This is a genomic window from Haloarcula salina (assembly GCF_010119195.1).
Taxonomy (GTDB): Archaea; Halobacteriota; Halobacteria; order Halobacteriales; family Haloarculaceae; genus Haloarcula; species Haloarcula salina.
This window is the reverse complement of the sequence record NZ_WRXL01000003.1, coordinates 235,639-259,460: the sequence shown is the minus strand read 5'-3', so window position 1 is coordinate 259,460 and position 23,822 is coordinate 235,639. Positions and strand designations below refer to the sequence as shown.

Annotated in this window: 25 protein-coding genes and 1 tRNA gene; 20 read left to right on the top strand and 6 right to left on the bottom strand. The window is 68.5% G+C overall.

Features of this window, described 5'->3' with window-relative positions; translation table 11 throughout:
• Positions 1-52 precede the first annotated feature (52 nt).
• Complete coding sequence (locus GM656_RS09740; RefSeq protein WP_162413472.1) at positions 53-1,813, bottom strand: PAS domain S-box protein; 1,761 nt, start codon at positions 1,811-1,813, stop codon at positions 53-55.
• Between the two features lie 207 nt (positions 1,814-2,020).
• Here GM656_RS09740 and GM656_RS09735 point away from each other — a divergent pair, with 207 nt between their 5' ends.
• Together GM656_RS09735 and GM656_RS09730 are read left to right on the top strand one after the other, a co-directional pair.
• Positions 2,021-2,962, top strand: coding sequence for a replication factor A (locus GM656_RS09735; protein ID WP_162413471.1), 942 nt, complete (start codon positions 2,021-2,023; stop codon positions 2,960-2,962).
• A complete protein-coding gene (locus tag GM656_RS09730; protein WP_162413470.1) occupies positions 2,963-3,577 on the top strand; it encodes an RPA family protein in 615 nt (204 codons plus the stop codon).
• A 13-nt stretch (positions 3,578-3,590) separates the two neighbouring features.
• Here GM656_RS09730 and GM656_RS09725 read toward each other — a convergent pair whose 3' ends face one another.
• Positions 3,591-4,019, bottom strand: a complete 429-nt coding sequence (locus GM656_RS09725; protein WP_162413469.1) for a VOC family protein — start codon at positions 4,017-4,019, stop codon at positions 3,591-3,593.
• A gap of 114 nt (positions 4,020-4,133) precedes the next feature.
• On the opposite strand from GM656_RS09725, the gene GM656_RS09720 reads away from it, so the two are divergent.
• From GM656_RS09720 to dpsA, 3 genes are all read left to right on the top strand, one after another.
• Positions 4,134-4,565, top strand: coding sequence for a CopG family transcriptional regulator (locus tag GM656_RS09720; RefSeq protein WP_162413468.1), 432 nt, complete (start codon positions 4,134-4,136; stop codon positions 4,563-4,565).
• A 245-nt stretch (positions 4,566-4,810) separates the two neighbouring features.
• Positions 4,811-5,392, top strand: coding sequence for a DNA starvation/stationary phase protection protein (locus tag GM656_RS09715; RefSeq protein ID WP_162413467.1), 582 nt, complete (start codon positions 4,811-4,813; stop codon positions 5,390-5,392).
• Positions 5,389-5,949 (top strand): DNA starvation/stationary phase protection protein DpsA, encoded by a 561-nt coding sequence (gene dpsA, locus GM656_RS09710; protein WP_162413466.1) that lies wholly within the window; start codon positions 5,389-5,391, stop codon positions 5,947-5,949. Before GM656_RS09715 ends, dpsA begins: the two co-directional genes overlap by 4 nt.
• A gap of 42 nt (positions 5,950-5,991) precedes the next feature.
• Here the strand turns inward: dpsA and GM656_RS09705 are convergent, their stop codons facing one another.
• Positions 5,992-6,444, bottom strand: coding sequence for a DUF5814 domain-containing protein (locus tag GM656_RS09705; RefSeq protein ID WP_162413465.1), 453 nt, complete (start codon positions 6,442-6,444; stop codon positions 5,992-5,994).
• Between the two features lie 447 nt (positions 6,445-6,891).
• On the opposite strand from GM656_RS09705, the gene GM656_RS09700 reads away from it, so the two are divergent.
• Both GM656_RS09700 and GM656_RS09695 read left to right on the top strand, forming a co-directional pair.
• Entirely contained in the window at positions 6,892-7,170 is a 279-nt protein-coding gene (locus tag GM656_RS09700; RefSeq protein WP_162413464.1) for a hypothetical protein, read from the top strand.
• A gap of 90 nt (positions 7,171-7,260) precedes the next feature.
• A complete protein-coding gene (locus GM656_RS09695) occupies positions 7,261-7,908 on the top strand; it encodes a phosphoribosyltransferase (protein WP_162413795.1) in 648 nt (215 codons plus the stop codon).
• A 16-nt stretch (positions 7,909-7,924) separates the two neighbouring features.
• On the opposite strand, the gene GM656_RS09690 is transcribed toward GM656_RS09695, so the two are convergent.
• Positions 7,925-9,139 (bottom strand): site-2 protease family protein, encoded by a 1,215-nt coding sequence (locus tag GM656_RS09690; RefSeq protein WP_162413463.1) that lies wholly within the window; start codon positions 9,137-9,139, stop codon positions 7,925-7,927.
• Between the two features lie 90 nt (positions 9,140-9,229).
• Between GM656_RS09690 and GM656_RS09685 the strand changes: the two genes are divergently transcribed.
• The 3 genes from GM656_RS09685 (at position 9,230) to GM656_RS09675 (ending at position 13,406) form a co-directional block, all read left to right on the top strand.
• Positions 9,230-9,595 carry a cupin domain-containing protein gene (locus tag GM656_RS09685; protein WP_162413462.1) on the top strand — a complete coding sequence of 122 codons (366 nt, stop codon included), beginning with the start codon at positions 9,230-9,232 and terminating at the stop codon, positions 9,593-9,595.
• Positions 9,596-9,691: 96 nt separating this feature from the next.
• On the top strand, positions 9,692-11,761 hold the full coding sequence (locus GM656_RS09680; RefSeq protein ID WP_162413461.1) for a DEAD/DEAH box helicase: 2,070 nt from the start codon (positions 9,692-9,694) through the stop codon (positions 11,759-11,761).
• Between the two features lie 70 nt (positions 11,762-11,831).
• Positions 11,832-13,406, top strand: a complete 1,575-nt coding sequence (locus tag GM656_RS09675; protein WP_162413460.1) for an ICP22 family protein — start codon at positions 11,832-11,834, stop codon at positions 13,404-13,406.
• 78 nt (positions 13,407-13,484) lie between these two features.
• Here the strand turns inward: GM656_RS09675 and GM656_RS19090 are convergent, their stop codons facing one another.
• Positions 13,485-13,661 (bottom strand): PhlB family protein, encoded by a 177-nt coding sequence (locus tag GM656_RS19090; protein ID WP_174242962.1) that lies wholly within the window; start codon positions 13,659-13,661, stop codon positions 13,485-13,487.
• A 134-nt stretch (positions 13,662-13,795) separates the two neighbouring features.
• On the opposite strand from GM656_RS19090, the gene GM656_RS09670 reads away from it, so the two are divergent.
• The 9 genes from GM656_RS09670 (at position 13,796) to GM656_RS09630 (ending at position 22,253) form a co-directional block, all read left to right on the top strand.
• Complete coding sequence (locus GM656_RS09670) at positions 13,796-15,655, top strand: SLC13 family permease (RefSeq protein WP_162413794.1); 1,860 nt, start codon at positions 13,796-13,798, stop codon at positions 15,653-15,655.
• 54 nt (positions 15,656-15,709) lie between these two features.
• Positions 15,710-15,782, top strand: a tRNA-Pro gene (locus GM656_RS09665).
• Positions 15,783-15,853: 71 nt separating this feature from the next.
• On the top strand, positions 15,854-17,032 hold the full coding sequence (locus tag GM656_RS09660; protein WP_162413459.1) for an AGE family epimerase/isomerase: 1,179 nt from the start codon (positions 15,854-15,856) through the stop codon (positions 17,030-17,032).
• Between the two features lie 138 nt (positions 17,033-17,170).
• Complete coding sequence (locus tag GM656_RS09655; protein ID WP_162413458.1) at positions 17,171-19,267, top strand: minichromosome maintenance protein MCM; 2,097 nt, start codon at positions 17,171-17,173, stop codon at positions 19,265-19,267.
• A gap of 2 nt (positions 19,268-19,269) precedes the next feature.
• Positions 19,270-19,542, top strand: coding sequence for a DUF7854 family protein (locus GM656_RS09650; RefSeq protein WP_162413457.1), 273 nt, complete (start codon positions 19,270-19,272; stop codon positions 19,540-19,542).
• Between the two features lie 107 nt (positions 19,543-19,649).
• Positions 19,650-19,985: a DUF7855 family protein gene (locus GM656_RS09645; protein ID WP_162413456.1), complete on the top strand. Its 336-nt coding sequence runs from the start codon at positions 19,650-19,652 to the stop codon at positions 19,983-19,985.
• A complete protein-coding gene (locus GM656_RS09640) occupies positions 19,982-20,791 on the top strand; it encodes a DUF7856 family protein (protein ID WP_162413455.1) in 810 nt (269 codons plus the stop codon). Before GM656_RS09645 ends, GM656_RS09640 begins: the two co-directional genes overlap by 4 nt.
• A 32-nt stretch (positions 20,792-20,823) precedes the next feature.
• A complete protein-coding gene (locus GM656_RS09635; RefSeq protein WP_162413454.1) occupies positions 20,824-21,540 on the top strand; it encodes a DUF7857 domain-containing protein in 717 nt (238 codons plus the stop codon).
• Complete coding sequence (locus GM656_RS09630) at positions 21,537-22,253, top strand: MinD/ParA family ATP-binding protein (protein WP_162413453.1); 717 nt, start codon at positions 21,537-21,539, stop codon at positions 22,251-22,253. Before GM656_RS09635 ends, GM656_RS09630 begins: the two co-directional genes overlap by 4 nt.
• Here the strand turns inward: GM656_RS09630 and GM656_RS09625 are convergent.
• Complete coding sequence (locus GM656_RS09625; RefSeq protein WP_162413452.1) at positions 22,232-23,092, bottom strand: transcription initiation factor IIB; 861 nt, start codon at positions 23,090-23,092, stop codon at positions 22,232-22,234. The genes GM656_RS09630 and GM656_RS09625 overlap by 22 nt on opposite strands.
• Before the next feature lie 170 nt (positions 23,093-23,262).
• On the opposite strand from GM656_RS09625, the gene GM656_RS09620 reads away from it, so the two are divergent.
• The gene (locus GM656_RS09620) at positions 23,263-23,757 is read left to right on the top strand and encodes a DUF7858 family protein (RefSeq protein ID WP_162413451.1); all 495 of its coding nucleotides are present in this window, start codon (positions 23,263-23,265) and stop codon (positions 23,755-23,757) included.
• Positions 23,758-23,822: the final 65 nt, after the last annotated feature.

Here is a 23,822-nt window from a genome sequence, read left to right as displayed (position 1 = left end):
CCGTTGTGGCCGGCGCCAAATCAATCTTCTCGCGTCGGCCGCTGGCCGGCGCTCACTCCTCGTCCGTCACGCCCCTGATCTCGAAGCGCGCGCCGCCCGCCTCTGACTCGGTCGCCCGGACGGTCCAGCCGTGTTCAGTGGCCACCTGTTCGACGATCCGCAGCCCGAAGCCGGTCCCCGTCACCCCCGTCGAGAAGTCGGCGTCGAACACGGTGTCGCGGTGCGCCGCCGGGATGCCCGGCCCGTCGTCTTCGACGTACCAGCCGTCTTCGAGGTCGCCGACGGTCACCGTCACGTCGTCGCCGCCGTGTTCGACCGCGTTCCGCAGGAGATTCTCGACGAGCTGGCGGAGGCGACTCCGGTCTGCCTCGACCGTCCGGTCGACCTCGATATCGAGGGTCGCCTCTCCGGTCGAGACGCCTCGCCAGCACTCGGCGACGAGGCCGCCGAGAGCTATCGGTTCTCCGTCCTCGATCGGATCGCCGCCGCGTGCGACCGTCAGCAGGTCGTCTATCAGCGCCGCCATTCGTTCGTGAGCGCGTTCGACGTCGTCGAGGGCGTCGCTGTCGCACTCCGACCGCGCCAGCCGCAGGTTTCCGCGGGCCACGTCCAGCGGATTGCGGAGGTCGTGGCTGACGGTGCTGGCCAACCGCTCGAGCCGCTCGTTCTGTTGTTCTAACTGTCGCTCGTGTCGCTTGCGCTCGGTGACGTCCTCCTGAAACCCGACGAAGTTCGCGACCTCGCCGGCCGAGTCTCCGAGGGGTGCGATGGTGATCCGGTTCCAGAACTCCGTGCCGTCCTTGCGGTAGTTTCGGAGCTCGACCGTGACGCGTTCACCGTCGGCGATAGCGGACCGCATCTCGGCGACCGCCTCGGGGTCCGTGTCGTCGCCCTGGAGGAAGCGACAGTTGCGCCCGTTCACCTCCTCGGCGTCGTAGCCCGTCAGCTCTTCGAACTCCTCGTTCGCGTACACGAGGGGATTGTCCTCGCGTGAGGGGTCACTGAGCGTGATTCCCACGGGGGCCTCATCCAGCATCCGCCCCCGCTGCTGGAGCGCGTCTTCGCGCTCGCGGCGGTCCGTGAGGTCGCGCACCGTACAGACCAGGTCGCCGCTCGCCGTCTGAGAGACGACGTGGTCCTCGGGGAACGTGCTTCCGTCGGCGCGCAGGCCCGTGCTCTCGCCGTGCCAGTACCCCTCTTCGGCGACCGTCGGGAGGATCTCCTCGGTCGCGAGGTCGACCTCGTCGTCCGGATAGATGAGCGCCCAGTGTTCCCCGTGCATCTCCTCGGGCGCGTACCCGTAGAGGTCGGCGTACGCCTCGTTGACGTACCGAAACGTGCCGTCTTCGTCGAGGATGCTGATCCCCTCTCGCGCGGTTTCGATCGCTTCGAGGTGGCGTTCGCGGGCCCGCTCGGCGCGCGCTCGCTCGACGGCGTTCTCGATGTCGTTGGCGAGCAGTGAGTACTGTTCGAGCCCGCGTTCCTTCTGGAGGTAGTCGGTGACGCCCGCCGAGATGGCCTCGCTCGCGACCGTCTCGCTCCCCCTGCCGGTGAACAGGATGAACGGGAGCTCGGGGTCCTCCTCGCGGACCGCCCTGAGGAACTCGATACCGTTCATTTCGGGCATGTCGTAGTCCGAGACCACGCAATCGAACTGGCCATCGGCGAGTCGGTCCAGTCCCTCCCGGGCGCTCGTCGCCGTCGCGACGCTGAGTCGCTCGTCCTCGCGCTCGATGACGGCGGCGACCGTGTCCGCGAAGTCCGGTTCGTCGTCCACGTGGAGCACCCGAATCGGGCCGCCCGTCTCGGTCATGAACCCACCACATGTCTGCGTACTGTTGCATGAGTATTAATTTTCGCACATATCATGTCGCTCCGAGCCGTGCGCGCGAGCGGCGGCCGCTGGACTCCGCACGTCGGCTCGATTTCACTTTCACCCCGCCAGCCGAGCGTTTATATCCGAAGCCGACCAACCGTCGACTGTCTCCCAACGAAAACCAGGCGGAGACAGTGACAGCCAATGACTGAGTCAGATTTGCGTACACACGCGGAAGAGATACACGAGCAGTTTTCCGATCAGCTCGAGATCGACGTTGACGACGTCGTCGACAGGCTCGACACGCTGGTCAACGACTACCAGGTCCCCATCAGCGAGGCCCGCCGGAGCGTCGTCAACACGTACCTCGACGAGGCCGGTATGGACCGCGACCAGCTCGGCGGCGGTGGCGGCGGCAACGAGCAGGTCCAGGTCGCCGACGTCGACGCCCCCGAGGAGTGGGTCGACATGCGCGTCACCGTGGTCGAGCTCTGGGACCCACGCGCCGACGCCGTCGCCCAGGTCGGTCTGCTGGGCGACGAGACGGGCACGATCAAGTTCACCAAGTGGTCGAAGTCCGACCTCCCCTCGCTCGAAGAAGGGAAGTCCTACGCCCTGCGTAACGTCGTCACCGACGAGTACCAGGGCCGCTTCTCCGTGAAGCTCAACCGGACGACCACCATCGAGGAACTCGACGAGGAGATCGAGGTCGGCGACGACAGCGTCGAGGCCGAGGGCGCGCTGGTCGACATCCAGTCCGGCTCCGGGCTCATCAAGCGCTGCCCCGAGGAGGACTGCACCCGCGTTCTCCAGAACGGCCGCTGTAGCGAACACGGCGAGGTCGAAGGCGAGTTCGACCTCCGCATCAAGGGCGTCCTCGACGACGGCGAGGAGGTCACCGAGGTCATCTTCGACGAGGAGGCGACCGAGAAACTGACCGGCATCTCGCTCGAAGAGGGCAAAGAGATGGCGATGGACGCGCTCGACACGACCGTCGTCGCCGACGAGATGCGACAGAAGATCATGGGCCGGTACTACCGGGTCCGCGGGCCGACGTTCGGCCGCTACCTGCTCGCCGACGAGCAGGAACGCCTCACCGGGCCGGTGGACGCGGACGAGATTCTCATCAAAGCGAGGTCGATCTAGATGGCGAGCACACCCACCCGCGAAGTCGCCCGGCGCGTCTTCGCACGCGAGTTCAACGACGCGAGCTACACGTTCAAGGAGTCGGACGACGACCGCGCGCCGGTGTACGTCCTCCTGCCGACCGGACAGCGGGCCAACCGCGTCTTCGTCGTCGGCACGCTCACCGAGACCGAGGACGTGGGCGAGGACAGCGAGTACTGGCAGGGACGGGTCGTCGACCCCAACGGCGACACGTTCTTCATGTACGCCGGGCAGTACCAGCCCGACGCGGCCTCGATGCTGCGCGAGCTGGAGCCGCCGGCGTACGTGGCCGTCGTGGGCAAACCCCGGACCTACGAGACCGACGAGGGCGACGTGAACGTCTCCATCCGCCCCGAGTCCATCTCGGAGGTCGACGAGGCGACGCGCGACCGCTGGGTCGTCGAGACCGCAGAGCGCACGCTCGACCGCATCCAGCGCTACGCCGACGCCGACCTCGACGACCCGGCCGTCGACGAGTACATCGCGATGGCCGACGAGGAGTACGACCAGCTCTCCGTCGAGAACTACCGGCAGTCCGTCGTCGGCGCGCTCGAGAGCCTGCAGGACGAGCAGGCCGAAACCAGCGCCGACTGACGGGCGGCCGTTTCTACGCGTCGAGCAGTTCGACCAGGTTCCCCTCCGGGTCGACGACGAACATGATCGTCGTCCCGCTCTCGGTCGTCTGCGGGCCGCTGATCGTCTCCACGTCGTCGGGAAGCGACTCGGCGACCGACTCGAGGTCCTCGACGGCGAGCCCGAGGTGGGTCGACCCGGGCTGATTGAGTTGCGTCTCGAAGTCGGCGTCGGGCTCGGGCTCGTACGTCGCCAGTTCGAGGCGCGCGCCGCCGGCGTCCAGGTGGACCAGTTCGGCGCTGGCTCCGTCGATTCCGACGGCGGTCCCGAACGCCTCGTCGCCGACGGTAAAGCGCGTCAGCACGTCCAGTCCGAGCACGTCGCGATAGAACTCGATCTCCCGCTCGAGGTCGCTCACGATCAGTCCGTAGTGGTGGGCGGTCGCGTCGAAGTCTGTCGCCATCTCTGTCGGGGTCCCCGAACCGTGTGCACATAAACTACCCCGGTCCCGCGGCCGGCGACCGGGTGAACGTCTGACAAACGATTAAATACGATGCTCGGTGAATATAACACAACCATGGGCAACAAAAACAAGACGATCTCCTTCCGCGTCAGCGAGGACAAGTTCGAGACGCTCCGCGAGATCGCCGAGGAGCGCGACATCTCGCTGTCCGCGGTCTTTCGGGACTACGTCGACACGCTCGTTTCCCACGACGGTCAGGTGAAGGTCGCGCCGGAACACGAGTTCGACGACGATACCGCGGAGAGCAGCGCCGAGAGCTTCCCCCCGAAGGTCGAGGTCCCGAAGAGCTTCGTGCGCGAGCACGAGCGCCTCGAACTCGAGGCCGAACACCTCCGCGAACAGCTCGAAGAGCACAAGCGCTACGTCACGAAGCTCCGCCAGCAACTCGACGAGATGGACCAGGACGAGGTCATCCACCTCGAAGACCTCGACCAGAGCGAGGAGGAGGACGCGTCCTACCGCATCGGCAGCTTCGACGACACCTGAACGCGCTCGCCCAGCGCGTCGCTCCGATACATCTAGCGAATCCGACCGTTTTCCTTCGATATCGAATACTGCCACAGGTAGCACGTGGCGAACGAACCGGCGTCGGGACCGTTCCTCGACGGTCGTCCGGTCCCACACTTTGGGCGGGCCTAAATCATTACCGTACTGATAATATTTATCTGACGCGCTCGCCAAGGTCCACGCATGACTGTGAGTTTCACGGGAGCGGTGGGTGAGGTGCACGGATGACGGACGACCAACTCGGTATCATCCGCGAGCCAGAGCGCGGCGACCGCCGCCAGGAGTGGGGCACTATCGAGGAAACCAGCCAGCGTCTCGACCGCGACGACGCCGAAGCGGTCGTGGAGGCGCTCAGCGTCGACTACGCCGGGTCGTTCAATCTCTTCTATCTCCTGCGAAAGCACTACTGGACCGCCGAGGGGGCCGAGTTCGGCGACGTCGCCGCGTTCCTCGAAGACGCCTACAAGCGCGCTCGCGACATCAACGGCGACCTCGCGGTCCGCATCGTCGAACTCGGAGGCATCCCGCCGAACACGCCCCCGACGATTCAGGAGTACGCCGAGGTCCACCTGGAGGCGGAGGGGCTCTACGACCTCCGACGCTCGCTCGCGGGCGACCTCGACGGGTACGCGACGCTGGTCGCGGGCATGCGCGAACACGTCGACCTCGCAACGGACGTGGGTGACTCGGGCACGTCGGAGCGCCTGCACGACCACCTGACCACCCTCGAAGACGACGCGCACGTACTGGAGCAGTTCCTCGAAGACGACGCGCTCGCCCGGCCCGAGGAGGTCGACCGACCATGACGAGTAGATCACACCTCCGAAAGCCCGACGCGGAACACCTCCGCCAGGAGTGGGGCACCGTCAGCGGGAACGAACTGCGGCTGACCCGGGCCGCGGCCGAAGAGCTGGTGGCGGCCCTGAACGCTGACCTCTCGGGGTTCTACCTCCTGTTCAATCAGGTCAGAAAACACGCCTGGACCGTCGAAGGGGCCGAGTTCGGCGACGTCGCCGCGTTCCTCGAAGCCGCCGCCGACCACCTCGCCGAGATGACCGACGACGTCGCGATCCGCGTCCACGCGCTCGGCGGTGTGCCGGTCTGTGGCCCGATGGGCATCCGCCAGCACGCCCCGATGACCATCGAGACGCCCCACCGCTTCGACGTGCGGTCGTCGCTCGAACGCGACCTCGACGGATACGCAACGCTCGCCGTCCAACTGCGCAATCACGTCGAACTGGCCGAGCAGGCCCGCGACAAGGCCACGAGCGACCTCCTGCGTGGCCACCTCAAGACGCTGGAGGAGGACGCGCACACGCTACAGCGGTACCTCGCCGACGACTCGCTCGTCCGGCGCGAGTGACGGTCTCCAGAACGGCCGTCTGACCGTTCCCGCCGACGGCCGCTACATCAGGCGGTTTCGCCGCCGCTGGACCTCTTCTGCCACGTCGTCGCGCCCGTCGACGTCGGCCAGCGTCTCGACCGCTTCGAGCGTCCGGACGGAGTTGTCGAGGAAGGAGAGCACGTCGCCCGGATACGCGTACAGCATGTACTCGTCGCTCATCACGTCCACGACGGCGTCGGGGCCCATGCCCTCTTCGCGCAGTTCCAGCAGGTAGGCGATGAACTTCCGCTCGGCACAGCCGCAGTGGGGGTTGGCCTCGCAGTCGCAGTCGAGGAAGTCCTCGGCGAAGTCGAGCACCCGCTCCCGGGAGGCTTCGTCGAGCTTCGCCAGCCCCTCGCCCTGAAAGAGGATGTCCAGCGTCGCCCCCTTGAACGCCCCCTTCGGGAAGCTCGTCTCCAGTTGAGAGGCGAGCTGCTGGTGGTTCTTAACGTAGATCTTGTCCGTGATGGCCACGCGTATCGCCCTGTAGGTGCCGCCCGCCCAAAAGCGTCTCGAAGCGCTGGACCGTCGCGCTGACCGTTCGCGCAGTCCGCCGCTGTCACGCGCTCTCACGCCACACTGCCCCCAGATTCGTAACGTATTTCCGTTCCAGCGGAATAGCTGTGAATGCCTCAGCAGGCGCGTCCGGGCTGGGGTAGTGGCATCCTTTAGCCTTGTGGTGGCTAAGAGGCGGGTTCAATTCCCGCGCCCGGACTTAGACGTTCTACCGGCCGATTTCGAGCATTTGGGATTTTTCGGTAGTCCTGCTGTATCGACCAGTTGTTTGTATCCCGTCGCTGAGAACACCTCGCTACCGACGGGACACGACTGCCCGTTCTGCGATGGCGAGTTCGATTCGACGACCGACGTGGCGCCGGCCTGACCGGAACTTACAGGACGCCGCCCGACCCCAGTCCGGGTATGTCACCGACCGTCGACGACCTGCGAAACGAGATCCGCGAGGCAGTGGGCCGGTACGAGCGCGTCGAGTCGACCGCCTTCACGAAGGAGGCCCTCGCCGCGGTCTGCGAGGAGGTGGGGTACGACATCGGCTCGAACGGGCTCCCGCCGAAGCCTGAGATGCGGGCCGGCATCCTCTGGGCCGTCGGCGAACGTGACGAGGTCGACCCCGAGGCGACCGCGAACGCGTTCCGAAAGGCGGAACTCGAAGCCGTCGCCGCGGCGCTCAGGGAGGAGTAGCGGCGCTGTCGAGGGGCCCCGGCGCGCGCCGGGCCCCCGACCGCCCGGGAGTGGACTTATTTGGTTCGTGATAGCGTACGACAGGGTATGGTGGACAGCAACCGCCACCCCGTCCGGTTCGCGGACAGGGAGGACGCCGGCAAACGGCTCGGCGAGGCGCTGCGCGAGCGGGACCTGGGCATCGACATCGTCCTCGCGATTCCGCGAGGCGGCCTGCCGCTCGGTCGCGCCGTGGCCGACGCGCTCGCCGTCCCGCTCGACGTCGCGGTGGCACAGAAGATGGGTGCGCCGGGAAACCCGGAGTTCGCCATCGGCGCGGTCGCCGCCGACGGGTCGGTCTGGCTCAACGACGAGGCGATCGACGGCCGCGGGGTCAGCCGGGAGTACGTCGAGCGGATGCGGGAGGAGACGGCTGCGGCCGCCCGCCGGAAGGAAGCGACGTATCGCGGTTCGCGGTCGCCGCTGGAACTACGCGGCAAGCGGGCGTGTCTCGTCGACGACGGCGTGGCGACGGGCGCGACGGTGCGGGCCTGTATCGAGCGCGTTCGTGGCGACGACCCCGATAGCATCGTCCTCGCGGTGCCGGTCGGCTCGCCGCGAACGGTCGCCGAACTCGAGTCGCTCGTCGACGAGGTCGTCTGTCTCGAAACGCCGTCGTCGTTTCGCGCCGTCGGGCAGTTCTACGAGCGCTTCGATCAGGTCTCGGACGAAGAAGCGCAGTCGTACCTCGCGGAGTGACCGATAGCTGCGCGTCTCAGCGCTCGATGCGCGAGTCCGGCCGGACCGTCTCCGGCTCCGCCTCGCCGACGGCGGCGTAGTCGCTGCTGGACTTGATGATGGAGAGGGCGGTCATGATGTCCGAGCGGGTGAGCAGCCCCTGGAACTTTCCGTCGGCGTCGGTGACGAGCAGGCGGCCGACGGAGTTTCCCTGGAGCGTCGTCAGCGCGTCCATCGCGTCGGTGTCGGGGCTGATGGTGATGATCTCGGTCGTCATCACGTCGCCGACGGTGTACGCGTCGCGCTCGACATCCCGGACGGCGCGGGCGTCTTCGAGCGTGACGAGGCCGACGACCTCGCCGTCGCGCTCGACGGGGTAGCCGGTGTGGCGCTCCCGGAACATCGTCTGGATGAGCTCGCGGACGGACACGTCCTCGGAGACGGTCGTCACCCGGTCGGCGGGCGTCATCACGTCAGCGACGGTGACGCCCTCGAAGGCCGCCCGCATCGTCGTCTGTCTGGACTCGCCCTCGGCGCCGATGTAGATGAAGAAGGCGAGGCCGGCGAGAAAGAGGTTGCCGACGACGAAGATGCCGGTGAGGCCGAGGAAGACGGCGAAGAGCTTGCCGACCTCGGCCGCGATCTTCGTCGCGCGGGCGTAGGGGCGGCGGCGAGCGAGCAGCGCGCGCAGGACGCGACCGCCGTCCATCGGAAAGCCGGGGAGCATGTTGAACGCCGCGAGCGCGAGGTTCATCACGGCGAGGTAGCCGAGGATGAACCGCGCGGAGGCGACGGCCGTGACGGCGGTCGTGGTGGTGGCGGGCAGGAGCAGGAAGCCGACGTAGCACAGCGCCCCGAGGACGACGCTGACGATGGGGCCGGCGATGGCGATGACGAGCTCCTGCTTCCAGTCCTCGGGCATCTCGGTGAGCTGGGCGATGCCGCCGAACAGCCAGAGCGTGATGGAGTCGATGGGGTAGCCGTAGCGGATGGCGACGAGCGAGTGGCCCAGCTCGTGGAGGACGACGCCGGCGAACAGGCCGACGGCCGCGCCGATTCCGAGCACCCAGACCAGCGAGCCGCCGGTGAGGACCGACGGGTCCAGCCCGGCGTTCAGCGTCCCGTTCAACAGCTCCGTCGTCTGTTCGACCTGCGTGCCGATGATCCAGGCGAACAGCGGCAACACGAGGAGGAACGTCAGGTCCAGCTGGATGGGGATCCCGAACACGCTCCCGATACGAAACCGACGCATGCGGAACAGTTGGCGGGGCACGGCCTTAAGCCCCCTTGCGGCTCCGGGCGCGCCGACACCGCTTTCCGCGCGGCGCGCGTCCCGCCGAGCATGAGCGACCCACTCGTTCGCCGAGCCGAAGACGTCGAGTACGAGTCCGTCGACGCGGCCGAGGGACTGTCGAAGGGCGTCCTCGTCGGGGCCGAACACGGCGCGCCGAACCTGGCGATCAGGCGCTTCACGCTCGCGCCCGGCGGCAGCGTCCCGAGACACACGAACGAGATCGAACACGAGCAGTACGTCCTCTCGGGGCGCTACACCGTCGGCATCGAGGGCGAGGAGTACGCGGTCGAGGCGGGCGACAGCCTCCACATCCCCGCCGGATCCGTCCACTGGTACCGAAACGACGGCGACGAGGAGGGCACGTTCATCTGTGCGGTGCCGACCGGCGACGACGAGATTCGGCTGGCGGAGTGAGCCGCGCGGCGGATTTCGGCCGGTACTCGCGGGACCGGGGACGGCAGTCCGTATCAGTCCGAACCGCTCAAGTAGCGCAGGCTCCTCGATTCGGCTGTGTCACAGCAGGCCGCGCAGGTGGAGACGCTGTTCCTGCACGAACACGGCGAGGAGTTCCTGGTCGTCGCCCAGCGCGACGGCGACCGGCTGTTCCACGCCGTCCTCGAACTGAAAGCGACCGACGCCGGCCCCCGCCCGCGTCGCCTCCGGGTCAAGGACGGCGCGGACGAGGAGCTTCGCTCGCCCGATCAGTTCGTTGACCTGGCCCGCCGCGCGGCCCGCATCCGCATCTCTCAGCAGACGAGCCAGCCGGCCCGCGACCGCGTCCGCGAGATGCTCGACGCCTATCAGCTCGACGCCAAGGTCGTCCGGACCTGCCGGCTCTGTGCCTCGGACGGGCGCTACTCGCCGATCACGAGCGAGACGGCGATCGAGAGCGACGACGAGACCATCTGCCCGGACTGCGCCCGCGAGCAACTGGACCGCGAGCTCGCCTTCAAGGGGAGCATCAGCGCCGACGCCCGCGAGCGCCTGGAGGACCTCTTACTGGAGGTCCAGGACCTCGAACGCATCACGAACCTCCTCTCGGGACAGCTCGACCCGGACCTGACGAAGTTCGACGAGATCTCGGCGACCGTCGACGAGGTCGACCCGGTGCCGGTGGACTCGCTGAACCTCCACCCGGGGATGCAACAGCACCTCGAATCGCGCTTCGACACCCTGCTTCCCGTCCAGAGCCTCGCCGTCGAACACGGCGCGACGGCGGGGAAGGATCAGCTCGTCGTCAGCGCGACGGCGACGGGCAAGACCCTCGTCGGCGAGATGGCCGGCATCGACCGCGTGCTCAACAACAAGGGGAAGATGCTGTTTCTGGTCCCGCTGGTCGCGCTCGCGAACCAGAAGTACGAGCAGTTCAAGGACCGCTACGGCGACATGGTCGACGTGTCGCTCCGGGTTGGCGCGAGCCGCATCGCCGACGAGGGCGGCCGCTTCGACCCCGACGCCGACGTGATCGTCGGGACCTACGAGGGCATCGATCACGCGCTCCGGACCGGCAAGGACCTCGGGACCGTCGGGACCGTCGTCATCGACGAGGTCCACACGCTCGGCGAGGACGAGCGCGGCCACCGGCTGGACGGGCTCATCTCGCGGTTGAAGTACTACTGCGAGCGCGGAACGACGGAGGCGTCCCGGCACGGGCGAGCGGGCGACAGCGGCGACACGCAGTGGATCTACCTCTCTGCGACCGTCGGCAACCCCGGCCAACTGGCCGAGAAGCTCCGGGCCACGCTCATCGAGTTCGAGGAACGGCCGGTCCCTATCGAGCGCCACGTCACGTTCGCCGACGGGCGCGAGAAAATCGAGACGGAAAAGAAGCTCGTCAAGCGGGCCTTCGACAACAAATCGAGCAAGGGCTATCGCGGCCAGACGATCATCTTCACGAACTCGCGGCGGCGCTGTCACGAGATCTCGCGGAAGCTGGAGTACAGTTCCGCGCCGTACCACGCCGGGCTGGACAACCGGAAGCGCCAGCGCGTCGAGCGCCAGTTCGCCGACCAGGACCTCGCGGCCGTCGTGACGACGGCGGCGCTGGCGGCGGGCGTGGACTTCCCGGCCTCGCAGGTCATCTTCGACTCGCTGGCGATGGGCATCGAGTGGCTCACCGTCCAGGAGTTCCACCAGATGCTCGGCCGCGCCGGCCGCCCGGACTACCACGACAAGGGGACGGTCTACCTCCTCGTCGAACCGGACTGCTCGTATCACAACAGCATGGAGATGACCGAGGACGAGGTTGCGTTCAAGCTGCTGAAAGGCGAGATGGAGCCGGTCGTCACCCGCTACGACGAGGGCGCGGCCGTCGAGGAGACGCTCGCCAACGTCACCGTCGCGGGCACGCAGGCAAAGCGGCTCAACGACCGGATGGTCGGCGAGATTCCGACGAAGCACGCGCTCGGCAAACTGCTCGAATACGAGTTCATCGACGGCCTCGCGCCGACGCCGCTCGGCCGGGCGGTGACCCGGCACTTCCTCGCGCCGGACGAGGCGTTCCAGTTGCTCGACGGCATTCGAAAGGGGCTCGACCCGTACGACATCGTCGCAGAGATGGAACTACGCGACGAGCACTGACTCCTCGGGACCTGTCGACCGAGCATCCTTTCGCCGTACCTTCTTGTAGCGCGACGTGCTTCCGGTTCCCATGGGCCTGTTCGATACGATCCGTCGCGCCGTCGGGAGCGACGACGCGGCCGACAGCGGCGGGCAGTTGGCCGACGACGCGTCCGCCGCCGGCAGTCCGGACGACGGGCCGGACGTGCTCGACACCCGCGAGCTGGACCCCGCGGCGTTTCGCGAGCACGCGGAGACCGTCGTCGAGAACGCGCCTCCGCTCGACTTCTCGACGGACGCGCTCGCCCGACTCGACGCGGCCATCGCGGAGAACTACGACGGCCGGACCGCCGGCCCGGAAGCCGGCGCGGCCGCCTACACGGAGAACACCGTCCGCTTCGGGAGCTACCTCGGGGAGGTGCTCGTCCGGTCCTACGACGCCGAGTGGGTCGACCGCGACGGCCGCTGGGGTGTCGTCGTCTCGGGCGCGGCCGACGACGTGACGGTCCCCGTCTTCGACGTGGCCGTCCGCTCGTTCGGCGACGAGCCCGTGTTCGCGGCGCTCGTAGAACGTCTCGAGTCGACGCTCGACCTCGACGCGAGCGGGTCGGGCGACGAGCGAGACGGGACTTCCGAACCCGAACCGACTGAGGAGCGCGGGCCGACCGCTGAGAGCGACGTGGCAGACGAGAGCGACGTGGCTGCGGCCGTCACGAAACCGACACGGCTCGTCGATCAGGAGCCTGACGGACCGGCGTCCGAGTCTGAGCCCGCCGTGGCCGATTCGGACGCGCCTGGAGCCGACGACGGTGTCAACGAGACCGACGACGGCGGCCCCGACTACCCGAGCGAGACGGAGCCGACCCGCGCGGGTGGGGCCGACGAGGCGGACGCGCCGGCCACCGATTCGCACCCGGAGGCCCCTGGCTCGACCGATGGGTCGGCCGACGAGGAGCGGCCAACGGATCGGCAGTCGCCGGACTCGCCCACGGGCTCCGAGACAGTCGGTGATGGTATCGACGCCTCGGAGCCGGAAGCTGAGACAGCCTCGGAGTCGGAGCCCGAGACGGCCCCTGAGCCGGAAGCTGAGACAGCCTCGGACTCCGATCGAGAATCGGACCTGGCCCCTGAAGGTACGGAATCGGAGACCGACGCGGCGTCGTCCGTCCCGCCCGACGCCACCGACGACGCGCCGTCCACGGACGCCGCCGCTCCGACCGGGGCGGCGGCCGACCGCTCGTGGGACGGCGTCCGCGCAGAACACGCCGAGACGGCCGTCGACTTCGCCGACTTCTGGGGCGAGCGCGACCTCGATTTCACGCCGGCTTCGCTCTCGCGGCTCGACGACCTGGTCGCCGAGGAGTGGGACGACGAGCGCTTCGCCGAGACGACGTTCGGCAGCGAGGACTCCTTCGACGACCGGGCGTTCACGAGCGTCGTCACCGAACTCGGGAGCTACTTCGGCGAGGTACTGGTCCGGCACCTCGACGGCGAGTGGACCGCGGACACGGACCACGACGCGGCCGTCGTCGTCGGCGGGACCGACGCCCGGTTCGCGGTGCCGGTCTCCGACGTGGCGATCACGTCGCTCCGCGAGCGGCCGGTGTTCGGGCGGAGCTACGACGCCCTCCTCTCGGACCTCGGCCGCGATGGCCCGACGCGATAGGTCGTTGCACCACGCGGCGCGGTTCTCTGACGGCTCCGGGCGATTCCGTCGGCCGCTGACGATGCGACCGCCGACGCGTCACTCCGTCTCGACCGGCGAGACCGACGGTTCGCCGCACTCCGGGCACTCGTCGTGGTCCGGGTAGAGGAGCGCCTCGCACGCGCCACAGCGGTGGGTCGCCTCCTCGTCCGATGCGTTCTCGACCTCCTGTTTCAGTTCCTCGACTTTTCGTCCCAGGTCGTTGAACAGTCCCATCCGTACCCATTCGGGACGGACGGGGATAAACGTCGGCCGGCCGTCGGCTCCCGCCTGCTCTACGCAAACAGCACACCCTTTTCCCGCTGGCCGCGTACGCCACAGACGTGCCGCTGCCACCGATCACGTCGGGGATGTTGTTCGTATTCGCCGTCATCGTCGCGGCGCTGGCGCTGTTCGCGACGGAGGCGCTACCCGTCGACGTGACCGCCATCGGCGTCATGGTCGCGCTGATGCTCGCCGAACCGGTGACGACGGTGGCGGCCGACGCGGGCCTGCTCGCCGACCCCGTCTACGTCCTCCATCAGCCGGGCGACGGCGTCTCGCCGCTCGACCGCGGCCTCTCCGGGTTCGCCTCCACGGCGACGATCACCGTGCTGGCGATGTTCATTCTCTCCGACGGCGTCCAGCGGACCGGGATCGTCCAGATCCTCGGCGCGAAGATCGCGTCGCTGACCGGGACGAGCGAGTCGCGACAACTGGGCGCGACCGTCGGTCTCGTCGCACCGATCTCCGGGTTCATCAACAACACCGCCGCCGTCGCCATCCTCCTGCCGATGGTCTCCGACATCGCCCACTCCGGGAAGCTCTCGCCGTCGAAGCTCCTCCTTCCGCTGTCGTACGCCTCGATGTTCGGCGGCATGCTCACCCTCATCGGCACGTCGACGAACATCCTCGCCTCCCAGCTGTCGGCGGAGCTGCTCGGTCAGCCCTTCGGCATGTTCGAGTTCACGAAGCTCGGCGTCGTCGTGACCATCGTCGGCACCGTGTACCTCCTCACCGTCGGGCGCTACCTCGTCCCGGCCCGCATCCCGGCCGACGAGGACCTCACCGACGAGTTCGAGATGGGCGAGTACCTCACCGAGGTCGTCGTCCGCGAGGACTCGCCGCTGATCGGTCGAACCGTCGCGGAAGCGCTCCGGGTCTCGGAGTTCGACGTGGACATCGTCCAGCTCGTCCGCGAGAACCGCACCTTCCTCGAACCGTTCGGCCAGAAGGCGATCCGTGCCGGCGACGTCTTCGCCGTGCGGACCGACCGCGACACGCTCGTCGAACTACTGGACGCCGAGGGGCTGGACCTGCTCCCGGACGTGGAGGTCGACGACGCCGAACTGGAGTCCGCCAGCGAGCGACAGAACCTCGTCGAGGTCGTCATCGCGCCCGGCTCCTCGCTCATCGGCGAGACGCTCGCCTCCTCGAACTTCCGCCAGCGCTACGACGCGACGGTGCTCGCGCTGCGCCACGGCCAGGAGCTGTACCGCCAGCGCATGGACCGGGTCGGCCTCCGCATCGGCGACACGCTGCTCGTACAGGCGACGGCCGAAAGCATCGACCGCCTCAACCGCAACAACGACTTCATCGTCGCCCAGGAGGTCCAGCGGCCGGACTTCCGCCGGTCGAAGATCCCCGTCGCCGTCGGCATCGTCGCCGCCGTCGTCGGCGTCGCGGCGCTGACGCCGATCCACATCGTCGTCTCCGCGCTCGCCGGCGCACTCGCGATGCTGCTCACCGGCTGTCTCCGCCCGCAGGAACTCTACGACGCCGTCCAGTGGGACGTGATCTTCCTGCTCGCCGGCGTCATCCCGCTGGGGATCGCGCTCCAGGAAACCGGCGGCGCGGACCTGCTCGCCGAACTCTTCGTGCTCGCCGCGCCCGGTCTGCCCGCGCTGGTCGTGCTCGGTCTGATGTACGTCGTCACCGCGCTGCTGACCAACGTCATCTCCAACAACGCCTCCGTCGTCCTGATGATCCCCGTCGCCGTCGAGGCCGCTCGACAACTGGACGCCAACGCCTTCGCGTTCGTGCTGGCCGTGACCTTCGCCGCGTCCACGGCGTTCATGACGCCCGTCGGGTACCAGACGAACCTCCTCGTCTACGGCCCCGGCGGCTACCGCTTCAGCGACTACCTGCGCGTCGGCGCGCCGCTGCAGGCCGTCTTCGCGGTCGTCACGACGCTCGGGATCGCGTACTTCTGGGGCCTCGCGCCCGCGTGACACGGCCGCTCGGCAACGAAACCCTTTACTCACTGTCGTGACGATATAGGGCACGGGATCGTGGGGTAGCTTGGTAACCTTCGGGCCTTGGGTGCCCGTACCCTCGGTTCAAATCCGAGCGATCCCATCCGTTTTCGACGCGCCGATCTTGGGAGCGACCGCCCGAATCTTGTTACTCCCGAGCGTCGAGTCACCGATATGACCGACTACGCCGACGCGGAGTGGCTCCGCGATCACGTCCGAGCCGTCCTCGACTGTTATTACCCGATCTGCCTCGACGAGCGCCACGGCGGGTTCGTCGCGCAACTCGACGTCGAGACGGGCGCGGTGTACGACCCCGATAGCAAGCACCTCGTGGCGACGGCGCGTTTCACGCGGAACTTCGCGCTGGCGAGCGACCTGTTCGGCGACGAGCGGTGGGCCGGTGCCGCGGCGCGCGGCGTCGCGTTCCTCCGTGAGGCGTTTCGAGACGCCGACCGCGGCGGCTACCACTGGCTCCTTGAGGGAACCACGCCGGTCGACTCGCGGCGCGTCTGCTACGGTCACGCCTTCGTCGTCCTCGCGTACGCTCGCGCGACCGAAGCCGGCGTACCGGACGCCGATCGGTATCTCGACGAGACGTGGTCGCTGCTGGACGAGCGCTTCTACGAGCCCGACCACGGTCTGTATCGGAGCGCGTACGACGCCGACTGGCGCGAATCTGAGCCCTACCGCGGCCAGAACGCCAACATGCACGCCTGCGAGGCGGCGCTGGTCGCGTACGAGGTCACGGGCGAGGACCAGTACCTCGACCGCGCGGCGACCGTCGCCGAGGCGCTCTGCGTCGACCTGGCCGCTGAGACCGACGGGCGGATCTGGGAGCACTACGACGCCGACTGGACGCCCGACTTCGAATATAACCGCGACGACCCGGCCCACCAGTTTCGGCCGTGGGGCTACCAGCCCGGTCACCACGCCGAGTGGGCGAAACTCCTCTCGATTCTGGACCGCCACCACGACGCCGACTGGCCGGGCGAGCGCGCCGCCGAACTGTTCGACGCCGCCCTCGACGGCTGGGACGACGACCGCGGTGGCTTCTCCTACACCCTCGACGAGAGCGGTGTCCCGGTGGTCGACGACAGGTACGGCTGGGCGGTCGCGGAGGCCATCGGGGCCGCTGCGGCTCTCACGGAACGGACCGGCGACGAGACCTACCGGGAGTGGTACGACCGCTTCTGGGACTACGCCCTCGGGACGCTGGTCGCGCCGACCGGCGCCTGGTACGAACGCGTCGACGCCGGCAACGAGGCGTATCCGACCGACGACGGCCCGGCAGTCGAACCGGGCTATCACCCCATCGGCGCGTGTTATGAGGCGATTCGCAGCCTCGGCGGGTGACCGTGTCCGGCCGTTCGAGTTCGCCACGTATTCCTCCCGCTCGGCGGGTGAAATCCCGGTCATCGTCCGCCCCTCGACCACTTTCACCGACCTTTGCGAACCTTCTTAGGCCAGTGGGCACAACCACTGTCCACTCAGATGGCGACCGCCGAGAACACCGAACTCATCGATCGCTTCGAGGAGTTCTACCGCAACTACTACCGCAACGAGATCGGTGAGCTCGCCCAGAAATACCCCAACGACCAGAAGTCGCTCTCGGTCGACTGGGACGACCTCTATCGCTTCGACCCCGACCTGGCCGACGACTACCGCACGAAGCCCGAACAGCTTCAGGAGTACGCCGAGGAGGCGCTTCGCCTGTACGACCTCCCCGTCGACGTGTCGCTCGGACAGGCCCACGTCCGCGTCCAGAACCTCCCCGACGCGGAGGACATCCGCGACATCCGCCACGAACACCACGGCAACCTCATCGCCGTCCAGGGCATCGTCCGCAAGGCGACCGACGTGCGCCCGAAGGTCGTCGAGGCGGCCTTCGAGTGCCAGCGCTGCGGGACGCTCACCCGCATCCCCCAGACCGCCGGCGACTTCCAGGAGCCCCACGACTGCCAGGGCTGTGAGCGCCAGGGCCCGTTCCGGCTCAACACCGAGCAGTCCCAGTTCATCGACGCCCAGAAGCTCCGCGTCCAGGAGTCCCCAGAGGGCCTGCGCGGCGGCGAGACGCCCCAGTCCATCGACGTGAACATCGAGGACGACATCACCGGACAGGTGACCGCCGGAGACCACGTCCGCGTGACAGGCGTCCTCAAGCTCGACCAGCGCGGGTCGGACAACGAGAAGTCCCCGATGTTCGACATCTACATGGAGGGAATCAGCGTCGAGATCGAGGACGAGCAGTTCGAGGACATGGAGATCACCGACGCCGACAAGAAGGAGATCGTCGAGCTCTCGAACGAGTCCGACATCTACGACCAGATGGTCGGGGCCATCGCGCCCTCGATCTACGGCTACGAGAAGGAGAAGCTCGCCATGATGCTCCAGCTGTTCTCGGGCGTCACCAAGGACCTTCCTGACGGATCCCGGATACGTGGAGACCTCCATATGCTCCTGATAGGAGATCCGGGGACCGGAAAATCGCAGATGCTGTCATATATCCGAGAAATAGCGCCGCGCTCGGTGTACACCTCCGGGAAGGGGTCGTCGAGCGCCGGGCTGACCGCGGCAGCTGTGAGAGATGACTTCGGCGACGGCCAGCAGTGGACGCTCGAAGCGGGCGCGCTCGTGCTCGCCGACCAGGGCATCGCGGCGGTGGACGAGCTCGACAAGATGAGCCCGGAGGATCGCTCGGCGATGCACGAGGCCCTCGAACAGCAGCGCATCAGCGTCTCGAAGGCCGGTATCAACGCGACGCTCAAATCGCGCTGCTCGCTGCTCGGGGCGGCCAACCCCAAGTACGGCCGCTTCGACCAGTACGAGCCGATCGGCGAGCAGATCGACCTCGAACCGGCGCTCATCTCGCGGTTCGACCTCATCTTCACCGTCACCGACAAGCCAAACGAGGAGGACGACCGCAACCTCGCCGAGCACATCATCCAGACCAACTACGCCGGCGAACTCCACACGCATCGGACCCAGAACCCCACCTCGAACTTCAGCGAGGAGGAGGTCGACACGGTCACCGAGGAGGTCGCGCCGACCATCGAGCCGGACCTCCTGCGGAAGTACGTCGCCTACGCGAAGCGAAACTGCTTCCCGACGATGACCGAGGAGGCGAAGTCGCGCATCGAGGACTTCTACGTCGACCTGCGGCTGAAAGGGCAAGACGAGGACGCGCCGGTCCCGGTCACCGCCCGGAAACTGGAGGCGCTGGTGCGGCTGGCCGAGGCCTCCGCTCGGATTCGGCTGTCCGATACTGTCGAGGAGGCCGACGCCGAGCGCGCGGTCGACATCGCTCACTACTGCCTGAAGGAGATCGGCGTCGACCCCGAGACCGGCGAGTTCGACGCCGACGTGGTCGAGACGGGGACCTCCAAGAGCCAGCGCGACCGCATCCAGAACATCAAGGGCATCATCTCCGACATCGAGGACGAGTACGACGAGGGCGCACCGGTCGACGTGGTGGTCGAGCGCGCCGAGGAGGTCGGCATCGACGAGTCGAAGGCCGAACACGAGATCGAGAAGCTGAAACAGAAAGGCGAGGTGTACGAACCCCGAACCGACCACCTCCGGACGACCTGACGATGGACCGGATCTCCGCGCTCCGGAACGTCGAGGAGTCGCTGGCCGCGTTCGAGGACGGCGAGCGCTCGCTGGCCGACCTCGAACGGGACGTGCGCGGGATCCTCCGAACCTACGCCACGGAGTTCGAGGGCGACCTGCGCGCGTACCAAGCCAGCGGGGCGTCCGCCGCGGACGGTCTCGTCGTCCTCGCACCGTCCGAGACGGCCGCCCGCCAGCGTGTCCGCGGCCTCGTCGACGACCCCGGCGAGTTCTCTGTCGTACCCGTCGAGTGAGCGGCGGGTTTTCGAGACGCTGTGACGCCCGGGACCGTCGACTCGTGGATAAAAAATCCAGACATCATTCGATAAATTTTATACACAGTGGACAGTACGGTAGGGAAGTGATACTGGTCGTCGCGCACTCGCGGGCTGGACGCAGGGACCTGCGGAACGTCTGTCGCTCACACGAGGACTGCGTGGTCCGGCAGTTCGGGCGGGCGGCCCTGTTCTCCGCGACCGAGTTCGGCGCGTTTCAGGCCTTGCGGCTCCGGGAGAAACACGGGCTGGACATCCAGTTGGGACGCGTGGAACCGTTCGAGCCGGTCGACGCGCCGACTCGCCTCCGCGAGGCCGCCCGGCGCTACGAGGACCGCGACGAACCGTCGACGCCGTATCGGCAGTTCGCGTCGGGCCGGGACCTCCCGGACCCCGACGAGATGTGCGGAGCGGACCTGTGAGAGTACGGGTCGGCGCGACGACGTACGAGAGCGATGTCATCGACCTCCGCGGTCGTGGCGTCTCGGGAGCCGCGGTCGCCGCGAGCGTCCGCGGCGAGCGGTGCCTCCCGGTCGTCGACTGCGCGTCGCCGACCGCCGTCTACGAGTACGCGGGCCGGGTTCACCCGTCGATGGGGCTCCGGACGCGGACCGCGCTGGCCGCCGCCGCTCGGTCGCGCGGCGAAGAGACGCCACACGATACCGAGATTGCCGCCCACCGTGAGGAACTAACCGCGATCGACCCCTCGCCGCCCGAACTGGTCGAGGCCACCGAGGCGATCCCGGACGCGGCGGTCGCCGACTTGCGGGAGACAGTTGCGGCCCATCGCGGCCGGATCACGGCCCGCCGCGCAGTCGGCGCGGACGCGGACGCCGCGCGGGCCGACCTACGAGACGCCGCGACGACCCTCAGCGAGCGCGAGACACGGCGGGCCGCGGCCAGAGAGACGCGGGAGCTTCGCCGCGAGGCGGCCCGTGCCTACCGCGACCGCCTGGAGCGACGGCGAGAGGTGGCCGACGCGCTCGCGAACGCGCGGCGGGCGGCCCGCGCGACGCTCGTGGACCGACTCGCAGACGAGTTCGCCGCCGCCCTCGCGGTCGTCCCGGGACAGACGCCGGACGATCCCTTCGACGCGTCGCCCGTCACGGCCGCACTCGCCGTCCTACGTCTCGCCGAGACGCCCGCACCGATCGCGCTCGAAGTAGACCGTTTCCCGTCCCCGGTGGCGTCGTCGGACGCGCTCGACGCGCCGGTCGTTCGCTGCTGACGTTTAAGTCCGAACGCGCGGCCACCTGCCGTATGGTTACTTTCGACTGTCGCGCCGAGCGGTTCGACGGCGTCACGCTCGTGACCGCCGTCGTGTCGGGCGTCACCGAACCGACGCGTCTCACCGTCGCCAACCGCCTCGACGGCCCCGTCTACCCGCCCCGTCGGCAGGGCGTCTCGGAAGCCGGCTGGACCGACGACGGCTTCGAGGGAGTCGTCCGGCCGGGAACACGCGCGCTGGGGTACGCGACGCCCGCTCCCGCGGCCGACTCGCCGGCCGAACTGGTGTCGGCAGAACCCGTTTCCGACCCACCAACCGACGACCGACTGGACACCGAGGAGGCGGTCCTCCGGGAACTCGGTGATCCGTCGCCGCCCGCCGACGCCGTTCCGACAGACGACGCGGACGCGCCTCCGACCGCCGAACCGACGGCCACCGCTCGATCCGACGGTCCGCCCGTCGACCGGGCCACCACGGCGGGACAGCCGCTTCCCGACGACGTGTCTCGCTGGCTCGATACCGTGGCCCGGCGGGTCGACCGCGCCGAAGCGCTCGCCGCCGCCGACTCGCTCGGCGAGGCGACCGAGGCGGTCCGGGCCGCCGGCGGGCTGACCGGGGTTCGCACCCTCGCCACTCGGGGATCGGTGGACGAACGGTGTCTCCGGTCGTTGGCGCGCCGGGCCGAGCGCCTCGCCGACCGACGAGCCGCAGCGACGGTTCCCGTCGAGACCCTGGCCCGCCTCGCATGATTCTGGCCGTCACCGGCGGCAAGGGCGGCGTCGGCAAGTCGACCGTCGCCTACAACCTCGCGGCGGAACTCGACGCGCTCGCGCGACAGTCCGGCGACGACCGAGTGGTCGGTGGGCGTTCGGGCAGCGTCGTCGTCGACGGCGACCTCGCGATGGCGGACCTGCCGGCGAGCCGGGGGCCCGACCTGCACGACGTGCTCGCGGGGCGCGCCGACCCCGTTGAGGCCGTCCGCGCGGACGGGCCCGTGACGGTCGTCCCCTGCGGTCGGACGCTCGCCGGCGCGCGGAGCGCCGACCTGCGCGGTCTGACCGACGTGTTCGCCGCGCTGGAGCGTTCGCACCGCTGGGTCGTCGTCGACTCGCCCGCCGGACTCCACGCGGACGTGGGACTGCCGCTCTCGGCCGCCGACGCCGCGGTGCTGGTGACGACGCCCGAGCGCGCGGCGCTGGCGGACGCGCTCCGGGTCCGAGCGCTCGCCCGCGAACTCGACGCCGGTCTCTGTCGCGTCGTCCTCAACCGCGCCGGGCCGACGCCCGCGACCGACGCCGTCGCGGACCGCTTCGGCGCGCCGGCGGTCGCCGTCCCGGAGAGCGACGCGCTCGCCGCCGCACAGTCGAACGGACGCCCGCTCAGAGAAACGGCTCCCGAGTCCAGCGCTCGCCGATCACTGCGAGAACTCGCCGCCGCCGTTCAGTCCTGTAGCTCGGTGTAGGTCCCGCGGAGCGTGACCGGTGTCACGTCGGCCACGTCCGCCGCTTCTGCCTGTGTCAGCGGCGCACCCAGTTCCTTCGCCGCCGTGTACAGACACGCTGCCGCGACGCCGGCGGGGTTGCGCCCGCTGACGAGGCCGCGTTCGCTGGCCTCGCCGACCAGTTCCTCCCCGCGCCGACGGACCTCGGTCGACAGGTCCAGCGCCGTCGCGAACCGAGGGACGTACTCGCGCGGGTCGATCGGCCCCGTCGGCAGCCCGAGGTCCCTGTTCAGTGCGTCGTAGGCCGCCCGCAGCTCAGCCCGGTCCGCGCGAGCGACGGCGCAGAGTTCGTCGACGGTCCTGGCGACGCCGTCGGTCCGGCAAGTGGCGTAGACGGCCGCGACGGCGAACCCCTCCAGCGTCCGCCCCTGGAGGAGGGACTCGTTCTGTGCGGACTCGAACAGCACGCAGGCCCGGTCTCGAATGGCCTCCGAGAGCCCGAGTGCGCTGACGATCCGACGGATCTCGGTGAAGGCGTACACCTGATTGCGCTCGCGCTTCGAACTGATCTGGGCCCGGTTGTGCTCGCGCCGGAGCCGCGAAATCTGGCGGCGCTTGCGCCCCTTCAGCCGCGTCGATCGACCGATCTCCGTCGAGAGGCCTCTGTCGTGGCGCGAGCGCGTCAGCGGTGCGCCCGTGCGTGCTCGATTGGTGTCCCCGTCCTCGAAGGTCCGCCACTCCGGTCCGGGGTCGATCGCGTCCTCGCCGACCACCAGCCCGCAGTGTGCGCACACCGATTCACAGCCCTGCTGTTCGACCGACCCATCACATTCCGGACAGTCCGTTGCTGTCGCGCTCATGATTTGACCTACGGCCGGGGTGATGGTTAAAAAGGCGATGGTCGGGCGGGTAAGGAGGAGGTTTGCGCAGGAATCACCAACCGGTTACCGGTCGGTAATAGCTGTTCAATGCGACACGAGCACTCGGAATACCGACAGCATTAAATTACGACGAGTTTAACGAAATATCAATGGCGCTGTCGGACATCGCTGCCGGGCTCGAGATCACCGCGAAGCAGCGCGACCGCGGCGTCGCCGCCGTCGACGACACTGACGCCCCGCTGGCCGAGCGACTCTCGATCGTCGACGAGGACCTGCCGTGTTCGCCGTCCGCGGCGGCCACGGTCATCGAGGCCTACGCGACCGGCAAGAGCGTCGGGGGCGCCGGCCGAGTTGCCGGCGTTGCACCGGTGACAGCCGCCAAGACGCTCCACCTCGTCGGCGAGCAGGTGTCGCCCGTCGGGCCGCGGGGCCGCGAGATGGTCCGCGACTGGCTCGCCGGGGACCTCTCGCGGAGCGACGCCATCGCGCTCACTGGGGTCAGCGAGCGGGCGTTCGCGCTGGCGGCTTACGTCGAGACCCACGAGTCGCTTCCCGAGGCGCGCGACGCCGTCGAGGGCGCGCTGGCGACCGAGGAGTGCGATCCGCTGGGGGAGACGATGAGCGACGTCGGGGAGCTACTGTGAGTAGGTGATTACTGGGCGCTTGGCGACGTGGCGAGTGAGCGATGTCGGCGAGCTACTGTGAGTAG